The organism is Bordetella hinzii LMG 13501 (assembly GCF_001548475.1).
Lineage (GTDB): Bacteria > Pseudomonadota > Gammaproteobacteria > Burkholderiales > Burkholderiaceae_B > Bordetella > Bordetella hinzii.
In genome coordinates this window covers 32,868-45,761 of sequence record NZ_LRUJ01000003.1, presented here as the reverse complement: position 1 = coordinate 45,761, position 12,894 = coordinate 32,868, and the positions used below count along the sequence as shown (strand labels likewise).

Below are 12,894 nucleotides of genomic sequence, written 5' to 3'. Positions count from 1 at the left end.
CGTCAGCGGGCATGGACCCGCGGCGCCGCCGGATTTACGAATGATACATCTGAAGTAATTTGTCGTAAAAGCGTTAGACTTCTGCCTTTTATTGCGGCTGACCGGCGTGCCGGTCCGAATAAAGGCATGGGCATGTTCGCGCTTTCTCGGTATTCCGGCGGCTGTTTTCCGGACATATCTCCCAATCTGGTTCGTATTTTCTTGTCGGTTTTCCTGGCTGTGTCGCTGACGGCCTGCGGGGATTATGGGCCGGATATGCGGAGCCAGCTTTCCGGCAAGCTTCCGGCGTATTGGAACATCGATCGGTTCGAGATCGAGGGATGGGAGGTCGTCAGTCGGCAGCCGCCGCGCTGGCTCTATTCCTTCGATGCTTCCATTGTTCCCAGGGAAGACCTGTATCGCTCGGCCGGCGTGCTGGACGCCACCACGGTCCTGGTGCCCGTAGCCCGCGAGGGCGAGCGTCGGCATATCAAGGGCATGGCGGGCGCGAAGTTCTCTGGCGGCGCCTGGCTCAGCGAATTCGGTTTCGATGGCAGGGAGGCGCTGTCGGCCATGGCGCCGCTCGGCACCTACGAGACCAGGCATGTCGTCGCCGGCACCCCGGAATTCACGCATTTGCTGTCATCGGCCGAAGCGGCGCTGCGCGAGCTCGACGCGCGGATCGCCGCCGACGAAGTGGCGCTGGCCTCGGCCCGCCAGGCATGGAGCCTGTCGGATCGGCGCCTGAAGACTGAGTCAGCCGATGCCGCCGCCATGCAGCGGGCCGAGCAGGAGCAGATGGCCTGGGCCGAGCGGCAGATGGAGCGTGACATCGCACAGGGGGAGCGGATTCTGGATGAGACGCTGCGCCGCGAGACAGATGAGCGGCTCGCGGCGGAGCAGCGGAGCTGGGAAGCGCGCCTGTCTGAATTGCGGACGTCCGAACGCCAGGCAGTGGCGGCCCTGCGGGCCCAGCAAAGCAGTATTCCGGCGGGCATGTCGCAGGCCGAGAAAATCACCCACTACCGCCGGCTCGATGAGCAGCGCTTCCAGGTGCAAAGCCAGTACAGCGAAACCATAGACCGGGAGCGCCGCGCTTATCAAGAGCGCGTCGCGCAGGCCTCCCGCGACTTCCTGACGCGGCGGGCCAGCGAACGCGAGGCGATACGCCGCAATGCGGTCCAGGCCATGCAGGACAGGGCTTCTGGATTACAGGAGAAAAACGCGCAATGGTCGAGTTCGCGGCAACAGGTCCAGCAGCAGTTGGCCATGCAGCAGCAGGAGATCGAGCGCCTGGCCGCAGCGTTGCAGCAGCGCAAGCAGGCGCGAAGCGACGAGCACGAGGCCCTGCGGCGCGTGAAATCCATGCTTTCCGCCTTCAATTGACTGGAATCTCGGGGACCTCATATGTTGCAAATCATTGTGGGCCTGGTGCTTTTGTGCCTGCTGCTGGCCTTGCTCGGAAAGATCCTTCCGTTCGCGCTCAAGCTCCTTGCGGTGATCGTGGCGCTTGCCGCGGGCCTGGTGATCGGCGTTCCGGTTGCCGCCGGTCTTGCCGTCGAGCGTCTGGCCGGGCGGCATGGCAGGCGGCAGGCTTTGGAGCGGATGTCCATGCTGGCGGGCGTGCTGGCCGCGGCGTGGGTGGCTTACGCCGGCTACGGCTGGGTGGGAGGGTTGACGGCCGGCAGCATGAAATTTCTGCTCCCCGCTTTGCTGGCCTGGGCGGCGTGCGCGGTCCATCAGCGGCGGGTCGCGGTGGAGCGGGACGGCCTTGAAACGCCGGCCCCGAAGAGTACGTACTACTATCGCCTGTTTTTCTGCGCGACGGCCATCTGGATGTTTTGCGTGATCGTGCAGGCGGGGTTTCCCGGGCTGGTGACGCGGGTATTCAGCAGTTCGGCCACCTTGTGGTGGTTCGACCTGGGATATTGCGTGCTTGCCTCGCTGCTAATGCTGGGGACAATGGTTTTCGAGAAAGGCTATATCGATGTCATCCGGGGTATCAAGACCCGTATCGCCGCGAATGACAGCGCCTTCAATCTGACGGAGGCGATGGCGGCCCTGCACAAGGAGTCTCCCCAAGTCCGGGAGGAGGATGTCCAGGCCATTGTGCTGGAGGCGGCCAACGCCGCGTGCAACGCCGGCATGGCCGAGCTGCTTGAGCTGCGAGGCGATATTTGGCTTTTCGACAAGAAGTGCCTGGATGGGGCGCTGCGCGACTATCAGTCCAGGCTGGACGCCAGCCTGCGCCACGATAGGGATGAGGCGAAGGCCTTGATCGTGGACTACCTGCCCCTGCCTCCCGCGCAGGCGCAGGACTATTTCGAGCGTTATCTCGGGTTTGCGGAACCCTGTGATTTCGCGGACGGCCAGTACCTGGTCACGCATTTGCGCCAGGAGGAGTTGGACCGCTGCGTGTCCTGCGGCTTGGTACAGGCGCATGGCGGCGCGCGCAATGACGAGTGGTTCTGCTCGCCGCTTTGCGAGCAGACCGAGCAGGCCTGTGTTTCCATCAGGGAAAAGCCGCTGCAGGATTTCCTGGCGGAATCGGCGGCGTCGGGCTTGACGCTCATGGCGGCGGCGGGCGTATGGTCGCAGAATCATCGCATGGTGGCGCAGGGCGGGCAGGGCCATGGATTCGCCGCCGAGCGGGGCAACACCCTATATGACAAATTCACCGGCAAGAACTCTCGCGTGGTCGGCGACGACAACGCCAAGAATGGGCCGGACCGGCTGGTTGATGGCAAGGAGATCCAGACCAAGTATTGCAGCACCGGCGCGCGCAGCATCGGCAGCGCGTTCGACAACAAGGGCGACGGGAACTTCCGCTACTTCGGGTCGGATGGCGCGCCCATGCCCATCGAAGTGCCGCGCGACCAATACGCCCAGGCCGTGAAGACCATGGAGAACAAGATCCGCGCCGGCAAGGTGCCCGGTGTGACGGATCCGAACGAGGCGAGCAAGCTCGTCATCAAGGGGCACCTGACTTATGAGCAGGCCAAGAACATCACGCGCTTCGGCACCTTCCATTCGATCACGTATGACGTCGCCGAAGGCGCCGTGGTGGCCGTGTCTGCCGGCGGCATCTGCTTCGCGGTAACGGCCACGATCTCCTACTTGAACACCGGTGATGCAAAGAAGGCGCTGCAGGCGGCCTCTGTCCGGGGCGGCAAGGCCTTCGGACGCGCCTTGACCGTCTACGTCGCGACGCAGCAGCTGCACCGGCTGGCGACCGTGCAGGCGGCGGTGAAGATCATAGACGTCGGCTCCATGTCGAAATCCATGGCCGAGGCCCTGCAGAAAAGCATGGGCGTCAACAGCACGAACCAGCTCAACCATGCCCTGCGCGGAACGGTCGTCGCTTCACTGGCGATCGTGGCGGTTTCCACAGGCCCAGACTTGCTGAAGATGGTGCGCGGCCGTATGTCGGGCGCGCAATTCACCAAAAACCTGGCGGTCACGGCCAGTACCACGGCCGGCGGCGCGGTGGGGGCGATTGCCGGCGGCGCCGCGGGCGCGGCCTTCGGGCCGGCCGGCATCTGGATCGGCAAGGTGGCCGGCGGCATGATCGGCGGCACCGTCGCCGGCCTGGTGAGCAATTCGCTCGCCAAACGTCTGATGCAGGAAGACAGCGAAGAGATGCTCGCCATCGTGCAGCGCCAGGTGGAGTATCTGTGCGTGCTGTTCATGCTGACCGAGCCGGAGGTGGAAACATTGACGGCCAACCTGAACAAGGCCGTCACGCCCGCATCCCTGGAACTGATGTATGCAAGCGCCTCGCGCAAGGCGTTTGCCAACCTGTTGATCAAGCCGATGGTGGTGGGCATTGTCAAGCAGCGGCCGGTCCTGCGCTACGACGTCAACGACGTGATCGAGTCTTTCGAGGCGGACATCGCCACGCCGGCCGAGAACGAGGACTTGCCTCGGCGCGCCGCCGCCTGACCGGGGAAACTGTCCGGGCGGCAGCGGGTCCGGACAGCGATTGTCCAGAGGCGACCGCAGACTGGGACTTCTTGTGGATACAGGGAGTTGACAGTGGTGCTTACCGGATCGGACATGTTGTTGCCCAAGGCTCGCATCCGCCTCGAAGGATGGGGGCTGCCGGCGTCGGAGGTCCTCGGCCTGGCCGAGCGCCTCAATGCCTGCCTGCCCCAGATCGAATGGTGCGTGCAGCCGGAGGCCGTGACGCTCCTGCTGGTCGATATCGCGGCGCTCTCGGGAGAGGGCGGCCGCGCCGTCTGGAATACCTACGGTCCCGTGGAGGCCATGCGTCTGGCGCGTCAGGCCGGCCGTTGCACGCTGGCGCTCTGTCGTGGCCGGATCAGTGATCTGCCCGCGTCTCGAGACGGGGTGTGGATCGCCTCGGCCGAAGGCGAATGGGACACGCTTGTGCAGGTGCTTGCGCGCGCCTTGGCCGCGCTGGAATGGACGCCCTGCGAGGGCTATCGGGAAATGTATCGCTGGCGGGCGGTGAGTCGGCTGGCGCGCGCCAATCTGTTGGCGACGCTGGTCAGCGACGGAGAGAGGATGGACTACGCGGCTTTGCTGCGCCGCGTGATGGCGGCCTCCCTGATGGCGCCGGCGGTCCTGCTGGCCGCGGGCGTCGACCGTGTCGTCTTCGGGCGCATATTGCGCGAGGCCGGTCTGCAGGATGTGGATCATGCCGTGGCGCCGATGACGCTTGACGGCGTCGCGCGGGTCGACGGCCTGGTGGGCTACGACTGGCCCGCGCCGCTGTCATCCGTGTAGAAACCGGCGCGCGAATAGGCCGTGTGCGCCTGCTCGAGCACCTGCTTCAATTCCTGGCGCAGGCTGGCCGGTTCGACCAGCACGACATCGGGGGCCAGCCCGAGCAGGAATTGCTTGAACGTCAGGGACGGGCTGACGGTTGCGCTCAGCTCGAACCCATAGGGGGTTTCTTTGACGGTCTGGTCGGCCGACAGCCGGTATTGGCGCAAGCGGCTGCGAAACCGGTGCTCGCGGACCTGCAGGGTGATGCGCTGCGGGGTCTCGGGGAAGAACAGCAGGGTGTGCTCCTGGCGCAGGAAACGCTCCAGCTCGAAGCCCGGGTCCGGATCCGCAGGAGTGTCGGTGGCGCTTGCGCGGGTTATCCTGTCGACGCGGTGCAGGTACCGGACATAGCTGCCAGTGCTGCGCGAGCGCCGGCAAGACACCAGATAGAGTACGCTGCCCCGCTCGACCAAGGCCAGAGGCGAGACTTGATAATCCTGGGGAGTCTCCGTTGGCACGGAGGCGTTTTGATAACGCAGCGCCAGTGCGGTGCCGCGATAGAGCGCCTGGGTGATCGCATCCATGATGCCCTCGTCCAGCGCGGGCGGCAGCAGCGGATAGCTGGAGTCGATCACCGCCGTCTTGCCCCGCCAGTCGCGTCCTTGCACATAGCGGGGATAGGTGGGATGGCTGTGCAGCAGTTCGCGGCTGCGATCGCAATAGTCGCGCAGGATTTGCAGCGATTGGGCCGGCAGCTGGTTGGCGGCGTATTGTTCGAGCTGCAGCAGCGCGACGGCGAGTTCGACGCTCTTGACCTCGGCCTTGTTCGGTGTCCGGCCAGTCAGGTGGCGCCAGGTGCGCGCGCTGCTGTTGCCCGCGCCTTCGATAAAGCCGCCGTCCAGCAGACGCTGCAGTGCCCGCTGGATGGTCTTGGCCGCCGCCGGAGAATGGCCATAACTGGGCCGCAGGCGCTCATGCAGCGCGCGCGAGGTTACCCAACCGCCGTCGCGTTGCAGCAGATCGAGGATGTCCAGGTGGATAGGATCGAGTTTTTGTCGTTGGGGCATGAGACGGCACGGGGATTTCTACCGCCGAATCATGACATATTGTTTCGTCTCGTGGTCGGCGGTGCGGCGGCCTCACGGGTGTGCCGCGGATGCTTCATGGCCCCTCGAGAAAGGCGGTCAGCTTGGCCAGCATGGCGTCGCAGGCTTCGATCTGCGTGACGGCGACATATTCGTCGGCCTTGTGCGCCACCTCGATGCTGCCGGGCCCGCAGACCAGGACCGCCGTCTCTTTCCAGCACTGCTGGAACAGGCCGCCTTCAGTGCCGAAGGCAACCTTGGTCAAGGGCGTGCCGGCCGGCAGCCAGGATGAGAGCAGCGCCACGGCCCGCGAGTCTTCGGCGGTGGCCAGGCCCGGATAGGTGTTGATCAGCTCCACTTCCGGCGGCTCGGCTTCGGGCAGCGACTGGGCTTGGCGCATGCGCCGCCGGGTCAGCTCCAGCACCCGCCCGAGAATCTCGTTGGGGTCGTCCTGCGAGACATTGCGGATCTCGAAGTCGACCTCGCATTGGGCCGGCACGATGTTCAGCGCCGCGCCGCCCTTGATGGTGCCGGCGTGCACGGTGGTGTAGGGGATGGCGTAGCCGTCTTCGCGCGCGCCGTGCTCGGCGAGGTCGCGCTGCACCTCGCGCAGCGCGCCGACCAGGTCGGCCGCCGTATGGATGGCGTTGACGAAGCGGGGCGCAAGCCCCGAGTGACCGGCCTGGCCGCAGCACCGCGCGCGATAGGCCGCCTTGCCCTTGTGGCCCGTGCCTATCTTCATGAGCGTGGGTTCGCCCACCACGCAGAGCATGGGCGCGGGCTCGACATGCTCCAGCGCGCGGATGAGATGGCGCACGCCCACGCAGCCGATTTCCTCATCGAAGGACAGGGCCAGGTGCAGCGGCCGCCGCAAGGGCCGGCCGGCCGCGGCCAGCATGGCCATGACGGCGCAGGCGACAAAGCCTTTCATGTCCGAGCTGCCCCGGCCGTAGATCAGGCCGTCGCGTTCCGTGGCCGCGAAAGGCTCCACGGTCCAGGGCTGTCCGGCCACGGGGACGACGTCGGTATGGCCCGAAAGCAGGATGCCGGGCACGTCGCGGGGGCCCACCGAGGCAAACAGGTTGCAGCGGCTGCTGTCCTGCGGATCGGCGACCACCCTGCTGCTTATTCCCGCCTCGGCCAGCAAGTCCCGCACGCGCTGGATGAGGCCGGCGTTGGGCGTCAGCGTGACGGACGGGAAGGCCAGCAGTTCGCGCAGGAGTTCGATGCTGTTGCGGGGAGCGGGCAGGGTCATGGCTATTTGGACTCGGGAAGATCCGGGACATAGGGATCGAAGAAGCTGCCTTCGCTCATGCCCGGTATGTATTGATCCGAAATATAGGCGCGGCAGCGCTGCATGAAGACTTCGGTCAGCCGCGAGGGTTTCATGGGTTTGTACGTCGTGAGCCCGAGCAGCATGGGGCGGTGTTCGCCCACCAGCCGCAGTCTCACCAGCCGCTTGCCGTCGAGCGATTGCGTGGACTTGGGGCGCACGTTAAAGAGCGCATAGCCGATGCCATTGGCCACCATGGACCGGACCACGTCTTCCGAGCGGGAGCGGGCCACGATATTGGGTTCCAGGCCGAACTTGGCGAACAGCGACATGAAGTACTCGCGGCTCAAGGGCAGGTCCAGCAGCACCATCGGCAGCTTGGCGAGGTCTTCGAGCGTGACGGCGATCTGTTCCGACAGCGGGTGCAGCTCGCTGACAATGACATGGGGAGGCAGGCGCGCGAGCGTCTCGAAGTTGATCTCGTCGCCCAGGCGCAGGTCATAGGTCAGGGCCACGTCGATGTCCAGCGTATGCAGCTTGTCGATCAGCAACTGCTGGTCGCCTTCGATCATGTGCAGGTCGACTTTGTCGAAGGCCCGCGAGAAACCGAAGATGACTTCCGGCGCGATCATGGCGGCCAGCGACTGGAAGCATCCCACCCGCAAAGTGCCTTGGATGGTGTTGCTCGACAGCGAGGCGATTTCGTAGAGCCGCGAGGCGCGCTCCAGCAGTTCTTCGCACTCTCGCATGACCTGCTGGCCCAGCACGGTCAGGGCCAGTCCCTTGGAGGGGTGGCGCACGAATAGCTGTACGTCCAGCTCGGTCTCGACATGGGCGATGGCGGCGGAAATCGAGGGGGCCGATATATGGATCTGGGCGGATGCCGCGGCGATGCTTCCGTGCTTGGCCGTAGCGACGAAGTACTCCATCTGGCGCAGAGAAATGCGATTGAGCATGGTCCGGGGAGAGAAAACAAAAGCAGGCGGGGCGCCGGAGGGCGGATGGCTGTCCCTTGCGGGAGCGTCCACCGAAGCCTGGCGCCGGCATCGGCCGGCGCCACGGTGCAAAAGTTTAGCCACTATGCCCGGATTGCGGGGCAAGGCGCTCCTCGGGTTTTCTCGCACGCCAGGCCGGCGCCTACAGGTTGCCGGGCACGCCGAAACTGGGCGCGGCGCGGGGATCTTTGGCGCGGGTGATGTAATCCTGGATCTGCGGTTCATACACCTTCCAGGCCGAATAGAGCGCTTGCACCGGGCCGTCGTCCACCCAGTCCATGCGCAGGTCGACCATGGGCCAGTCGAGTTCGCCGTAGACCAGCAGGCCCGCCGAATGCACCGGCCCCTCTTCGCCGCCAGCGGCCTGGCCGGCGAGCATCGCCTGCATGAGGCGTTCAGCCAGGCAGCCCTGGGCTTGTTCGAAGGCGGCGAGCATGGCGGCCGGCACATCGGGCGTGGCGAGCATGTTGCCCGCGCAGGCCGCGTGTTCGCCTTGCGCGCTGGCCAGCCGGCCCAGCGCATTGTCCCCCGTGAAGATGGCCGGCGCATGCCGCGCATCGATCGCCATCAATTGCCGGTAGGAGATGAAGGGGCGTTCCTGCAGCGATGCCAGCGCCTGCTCGGGCGTCCGCCCGGCGGCCATCGCCTCGAGCATGAGCGGGCCCAAGGCGGGATCGGTGATGTTCTGGCTGACGGCGGCGCCCACGCCCGCGCGGGCGCGGATGCAGCGGGCGGCCACCGCCGGCGACGAAGAGGAAACGGCCGCGCCGAATTGGCCCGAAGCCGGGCAGCGCGCAATGATCGAGAAAGTCATGACCTTGGCCTTTGCTCAGTCAATCGGGAATAACGGCAGTCGCGTCGACCTCCACCAGCCATTCGGGGCGCGCGAGGGCCGAGACCACGATGCCGGTGGATACCGGGAAGACGCCCTTGAGCCATTTGCCGACCACGCGGTAGACCGGCTCGCGATAGCGCGGGTCGATGATGTAGATGGTGATCTTGCAGATATGTTCGAGCTCGCCGCCGGCCTCCTTGAGCAGCATGGCGATGTTCTTCATGGCCTGTTCGGTCTGTCCGGCCGCGTCGCCGATGCAGACGCTTTCCGAGGTGTCCAGGTTTTGGCCGATCTGCCCGCGCAGGAACACGGTGCTGCCGCGCGCGACCACGGCCTGGCAGAGATCGTTGTCCAGGTTCTGCTCGGGATAGGTGACTTTGGTGTTGAAGGTGCGTATGCGCTTGTGTTTCATGGCTCTCGGGGTATTAGGGTTTATCCGGGGAAACGGCGCCGGCGGCGGCGCGCGCCGCACAAATCGGCGGGTGCTGCACATGGATGGTCGGCCCAACGATAGGCCGCGCCTATTTGTTTTTTCTGGTGCCCTGTCTCGGAAATCCTGACGCGCTGGCCCGCCGCTGGCGGCGGGCGCGGCGGGCCATCAGGAAAACCTATCCCGGTCTAAGGAAAAGGCGACTTGGTGCCTCGGGGGCTCTCTCTCATCATTGGCTTTCGCTGAGGCGGCCGGTCAGGCGAAGGGGCGCGATGTCCCCGGCGCGAACCGGCCTTCGGCGATGGCGCCGCCGGCGCGCACTATCACAGACAGGGGTACCAGATGCTTCGGGGAAATGCATGGCTGGTTGACCAGCGCCACGCGGTGGCGCATGCCGTGATGCCTGGGGCGAGGACCCGCCATATGGAGGTTCCGCGTTGAACACCGCTTCAAAACAGGCTGCTGACGCCTATCCCGCTTTCCGCTACGACGGCTCGGGCGATCTTGCCCGCATCGGCCTGATCTATATCGCCTCCAGCGTGGTGATGGAAGAGGAAATGTGGGCGATGTCGGCGCCCGGCGTCTCCACGCATACCGCCCGCATCAAGTTGCCGAAAGTAACCGTCCAGGGCATAGAAGAGATGATGAATGCGCCGGAGCTTGAACAGGCGGCGCGCCTGGCGGGCGCGGCTCCCATCGATGTGCTGCTCTTTGGCGGCACCAGCGCCTCCTTCCTGCACGGCACGGCCTATGACCATGCCCTGATCAAGAAGCTCCAGCAATGGGTGCCGGGCCCCCGGATCACGACCGCCTCGACCGCCACGCTGGCCGCGCTGAAGAAGGTCAAGGCCGGCAAGGTGGCCCTGGCCACGCCGTATCTGCCGGAGATCCATGAGCGCGCCATCCGCTTCCTGGAGGAAAACGGGCACGAAGTCGTCAAGAGCGCCTGCCTGGGCATCTCCGATGACCATGCGCTGGCCGAAGTGCCCCTGGAAAAAGTCTACGACCACGTGCTCTCGGTCGATCACCCCGAGGCGACCGCGATTTTTGTCTCGTGCACCAACTTCCGCACGGTCGGCGCGATCGAGGCGCTGGAAAGAAAGCTCGGCAAACCCGTCATCTCGGCCATCCAGGCGTCGTTCTGGCATTGCCTGGAACTGACGGGGGCGGCGGGGGCCAAGCCCGGCTATGGCCAACTCTTCGCGGGGAACGTCGCCCAGGGTTGAATACAGCGCAAGTCCGCCGGGCCCGGACGTTACAAAGGGCCCGAACCGTCGATACAAGGGGAATAAAAAATGCACTTTCGACACACCATTACGACGCTCGCGATCGCCGGCGCGGCGTTTCTGGGCCATGCGCCCGCCCAGGCCGAAAAACTCGTGCTTGGCAACGAGGGCAGCTATCCGCCCTTCAGCATGGTCGATCCTTCAGGCCGCTTGACCGGCTTCGAGCCGGACCTCGCCCGCGAGATGTGCAAACGCATGAATGTCGAATGCGAATTCGTGGTGATGGACTTCAAGGCCCTGATCCCGGCCTTGCTGCAGAAAAAACTCGATGCCGTGGCCAGCCAGACCAAGCCCCTGCCCGAGCGCAAGGAAAAGGTGCTCTTCGGGCGCCCGGTGCTGTTCAACCCCGATTCCTATGTGGTGCCCGAGTCCAAGAACTACACCTTCACCCCCGAGGGCCTGAAGGGCGTGCGCATCGGCCTGCAGCGGGGCTCGGCCCAGGCCAAATATGTGGGCGAGAAGTACGGCAACGCTGTCCAGATCGTCTTCTATGACAATCCGGACCAGATCCGCCTGGACCTGGCCAACGGCCGGCTGGACATGAGCCTGGGGCCCAAGATCAGCTGGACCAACGAGTTCCTGTCCAAGCCCCAGGGCAAGGGCTGGAAATTCGCCGGCGGCGATCTGTGGACGGGGGGCGGGGAGGCCGGATCGAGCTGGCTCGCCAGAAAGGACAGCAGCGAGCTGCTCAATCGCATGAATGCCGCGCTGGACACCATCATCAAGGATTGCACCTTCACCAAGCTGCGCAAGCCCTACATGGAAGTCGAACTCCTGCCGGAAGAATCGGCCTGCAGGTAAGGCGAACCCGGGCCCGCGCGCCGGCCGCGCGGGCCGCGTTTTCCCTGTGCTTGTAAGGATGACGACATGCCTTCTATGGGTTTTGTGCAGCAACTGGCAATCGGCGGGCTGATGACCATACAGGTCGCCGTTTGCGCCTATCTGCTGGCGCTTGCCATCGGATGTTTTTTCGCCCTGATCACGCTCAAGCCGACCTTTCTGGCCAAGCTGGTCTGGCTGCCCTATGCCTCGATATTCACCGGCGTGCCTTCGCTGCTCGTCGGCTTCCTGTTCTATTACGGCGGTTCGGAAATCGTCGCCAGCCTGTTGGCCCCTTTCGGCCTGGACAAGCGCGTGGAGGTCACGCCCTTCATGGCGGCGGTGGCCGCGCTGGGCATGGTCTATGGCGCCTACCTGGCCGATCTGATACGCAGCGCCATCCAGAACGTGCCGCATGGGCAGTTCGAGGCGGCCCGGGTGCTGCTCATACCGCGGCATACCATCTGGCTGCGCGTGATACTGCCCCAGATGCTGCGCCTGGCGCTGCCCGGCATGACCAATATGTGGATCGTCGTCCTGAAGGACACCGCGCTCATCTCGCTCATCGGGCTCAAGGAAATCATGGCCTATGCCAAACTGGCCTCGGGCGTGACCAAGGAGCCCTTTGTCTACTACATGCTGGCGGCGGCCTTCTTCCTGGCGATGACCTGGCTGACCTATTACGTGGCGCGCCATATCGAGACCTGGGCCGGCCGGGGTTTCCATCCCGCGGCCGAAAAGCGGAGGGCCTCGCATGCACTTTGACTTCCAGGTGGCGTGGGAGAGCCTGCCCAAACTGCTGGCCGGAACGGCCACCACCTTCACCGTCCTGCTGCCCGTTCTGGTGATCGGCCTCTTGCTGGCGATCCCCGTGGCGCTGGCCTGCTTCAAGCCGGGCGCCCGCTCGGTGTTCGCCGGCGCCTACATCGGCTTCTTCCGTGGCGTGCCCAGCCTGGTGCTGCTGTACCTCATCTATAGCGGACTGCCGCAATTTCCCATCGTGCGCGAGACCTTCCTGTGGAACGTCTTCTCCAACGCCTACGTCTGCGCCTGGCTGGGACTGGCCCTGACGCATTCGGGATATATGGCGGAGATCATCCGGGGCGGCCTGGCCGCTGTTCCCAAGGGGACGCTGGAGGCGGCCGAAACGCTCGGGCTCAAGCCCCGCCAGATCCTGTTCCGCCTGCGCCTGCCCCTGGTAGCCAGGTACATCATCCGGGCCTATCAGAACGAACTGCTCATCATGGTCAAGAGCACGGCGGCCGTCAGCGCCATCACGCTGGTGGACCTGACCGCCGCGGCCAACACCGTGTTTGACTACACCTATGACCCCTTTACGCCCTTAATCACGGCGGCGGCCATCTACTGGTGCATCACCAACAGCATACGGCTGGGCTTTTCGGCGGCGGACCGGAAGCTGAACCGGTACCTCGTCAAAACCTGAGCCGCGGAGCGTCCAAG

At 65.0% G+C, this 12,894-nt stretch carries 12 protein-coding genes; 7 read left to right on the top strand and 5 right to left on the bottom strand.

Going from position 1 to position 12,894, the window contains the following annotated elements; all coding sequences use genetic code 11:
• The first annotated feature begins 132 nt into the window (after window positions 1–132).
• The 3 genes from AXA74_RS02765 to AXA74_RS02755 all read left to right on the top strand — a co-directional run bounded on the left by AXA74_RS02765 (window position 133) and on the right by AXA74_RS02755 (window position 4,728).
• Window positions 133–1,365, top strand: coding sequence for a coiled-coil domain-containing protein (locus AXA74_RS02765; protein WP_032978736.1), 1,233 nt, complete (start codon window positions 133–135; stop codon window positions 1,363–1,365).
• Between the two features lie 21 nt (window positions 1,366–1,386).
• The gene (locus tag AXA74_RS02760; protein WP_051593938.1) at window positions 1,387–3,921 is read left to right on the top strand and encodes a hypothetical protein; all 2,535 of its coding nucleotides are present in this window, start codon (window positions 1,387–1,389) and stop codon (window positions 3,919–3,921) included.
• A 114-nt stretch (window positions 3,922–4,035) separates the two neighbouring features.
• On the top strand, window positions 4,036–4,728 hold the full coding sequence (locus AXA74_RS02755; protein WP_032978733.1) for a hypothetical protein: 693 nt from the start codon (window positions 4,036–4,038) through the stop codon (window positions 4,726–4,728).
• Here AXA74_RS02755 and AXA74_RS02750 read toward each other — a convergent pair.
• From AXA74_RS02750 to AXA74_RS02730, 5 genes are all read right to left on the bottom strand, one after another.
• Window positions 4,695–5,777 carry a helix-turn-helix transcriptional regulator gene (locus AXA74_RS02750; RefSeq protein ID WP_032978730.1) on the bottom strand — a complete coding sequence of 361 codons (1,083 nt, stop codon included), beginning with the start codon at window positions 5,775–5,777 and terminating at the stop codon, window positions 4,695–4,697. The two genes, AXA74_RS02755 and AXA74_RS02750, sit on opposite strands and share 34 nt — an antisense overlap.
• A 94-nt stretch (window positions 5,778–5,871) precedes the next feature.
• Entirely contained in the window at window positions 5,872–7,050 is a 1,179-nt protein-coding gene (gene argE, locus AXA74_RS02745) for an acetylornithine deacetylase (protein WP_032954969.1), read from the bottom strand.
• A 2-nt stretch (window positions 7,051–7,052) separates the two neighbouring features.
• Entirely contained in the window at window positions 7,053–8,024 is a 972-nt protein-coding gene (locus AXA74_RS02740; protein WP_029579156.1) for a LysR substrate-binding domain-containing protein, read from the bottom strand.
• Between the two features lie 181 nt (window positions 8,025–8,205).
• On the bottom strand, window positions 8,206–8,877 hold the full coding sequence (locus tag AXA74_RS02735; RefSeq protein WP_032954970.1) for a DUF1028 domain-containing protein: 672 nt from the start codon (window positions 8,875–8,877) through the stop codon (window positions 8,206–8,208).
• A gap of 19 nt (window positions 8,878–8,896) precedes the next feature.
• Window positions 8,897–9,310 carry a RidA family protein gene (locus AXA74_RS02730; RefSeq protein WP_029579158.1) on the bottom strand — a complete coding sequence of 138 codons (414 nt, stop codon included), beginning with the start codon at window positions 9,308–9,310 and terminating at the stop codon, window positions 8,897–8,899.
• A gap of 455 nt (window positions 9,311–9,765) precedes the next feature.
• Here AXA74_RS02730 and AXA74_RS02725 point away from each other — a divergent pair, with 455 nt between their 5' ends.
• From AXA74_RS02725 to AXA74_RS02710, 4 genes are all read left to right on the top strand, one after another.
• On the top strand, window positions 9,766–10,554 hold the full coding sequence (locus tag AXA74_RS02725; protein WP_032954971.1) for a maleate cis-trans isomerase family protein: 789 nt from the start codon (window positions 9,766–9,768) through the stop codon (window positions 10,552–10,554).
• Between the two features lie 69 nt (window positions 10,555–10,623).
• Window positions 10,624–11,415 carry a transporter substrate-binding domain-containing protein gene (locus tag AXA74_RS02720; protein WP_029579160.1) on the top strand — a complete coding sequence of 264 codons (792 nt, stop codon included), beginning with the start codon at window positions 10,624–10,626 and terminating at the stop codon, window positions 11,413–11,415.
• Between the two features lie 66 nt (window positions 11,416–11,481).
• Complete coding sequence (locus AXA74_RS02715; protein ID WP_029579161.1) at window positions 11,482–12,198, top strand: ABC transporter permease; 717 nt, start codon at window positions 11,482–11,484, stop codon at window positions 12,196–12,198.
• Window positions 12,188–12,877, top strand: coding sequence for an ABC transporter permease (locus AXA74_RS02710; RefSeq protein WP_029579162.1), 690 nt, complete (start codon window positions 12,188–12,190; stop codon window positions 12,875–12,877). Before AXA74_RS02715 ends, AXA74_RS02710 begins: the two co-directional genes overlap by 11 nt.
• Window positions 12,878–12,894 lie beyond the last annotated feature (17 nt).

What these genes read in the sequence shown, in the direction of transcription:
- argE (WP_032954969.1), bottom strand. Translation starts at nt 7,050, where the DNA reads ATGACCCTGCCCGCTCCCCGCAACAGCATCGAACTCCTGCGCGAACTG.
- AXA74_RS02735 (WP_032954970.1), bottom strand. Translation starts at nt 8,877, where the DNA reads ATGACTTTCTCGATCATTGCGCGCTGCCCGGCTTCGGGCCAATTCGGC.
- AXA74_RS02715 (WP_029579161.1), top strand. Translation starts at nt 11,482, where the DNA reads ATGCCTTCTATGGGTTTTGTGCAGCAACTGGCAATCGGCGGGCTGATG.
- AXA74_RS02750 (WP_032978730.1), bottom strand. Translation starts at nt 5,777, where the DNA reads ATGCCCCAACGACAAAAACTCGATCCTATCCACCTGGACATCCTCGAT.
- AXA74_RS02740 (WP_029579156.1), bottom strand. Translation starts at nt 8,024, where the DNA reads ATGCTCAATCGCATTTCTCTGCGCCAGATGGAGTACTTCGTCGCTACG.
- AXA74_RS02765 (WP_032978736.1), top strand. Translation starts at nt 133, where the DNA reads ATGTTCGCGCTTTCTCGGTATTCCGGCGGCTGTTTTCCGGACATATCT.
- AXA74_RS02730 (WP_029579158.1), bottom strand. Translation starts at nt 9,310, where the DNA reads ATGAAACACAAGCGCATACGCACCTTCAACACCAAAGTCACCTATCCC.
- AXA74_RS02710 (WP_029579162.1), top strand. Translation starts at nt 12,188, where the DNA reads ATGCACTTTGACTTCCAGGTGGCGTGGGAGAGCCTGCCCAAACTGCTG.
- AXA74_RS02755 (WP_032978733.1), top strand. Translation starts at nt 4,036, where the DNA reads ATGTTGTTGCCCAAGGCTCGCATCCGCCTCGAAGGATGGGGGCTGCCG.
- AXA74_RS02760 (WP_051593938.1), top strand. Translation starts at nt 1,387, where the DNA reads ATGTTGCAAATCATTGTGGGCCTGGTGCTTTTGTGCCTGCTGCTGGCC.
- AXA74_RS02720 (WP_029579160.1), top strand. Translation starts at nt 10,624, where the DNA reads ATGCACTTTCGACACACCATTACGACGCTCGCGATCGCCGGCGCGGCG.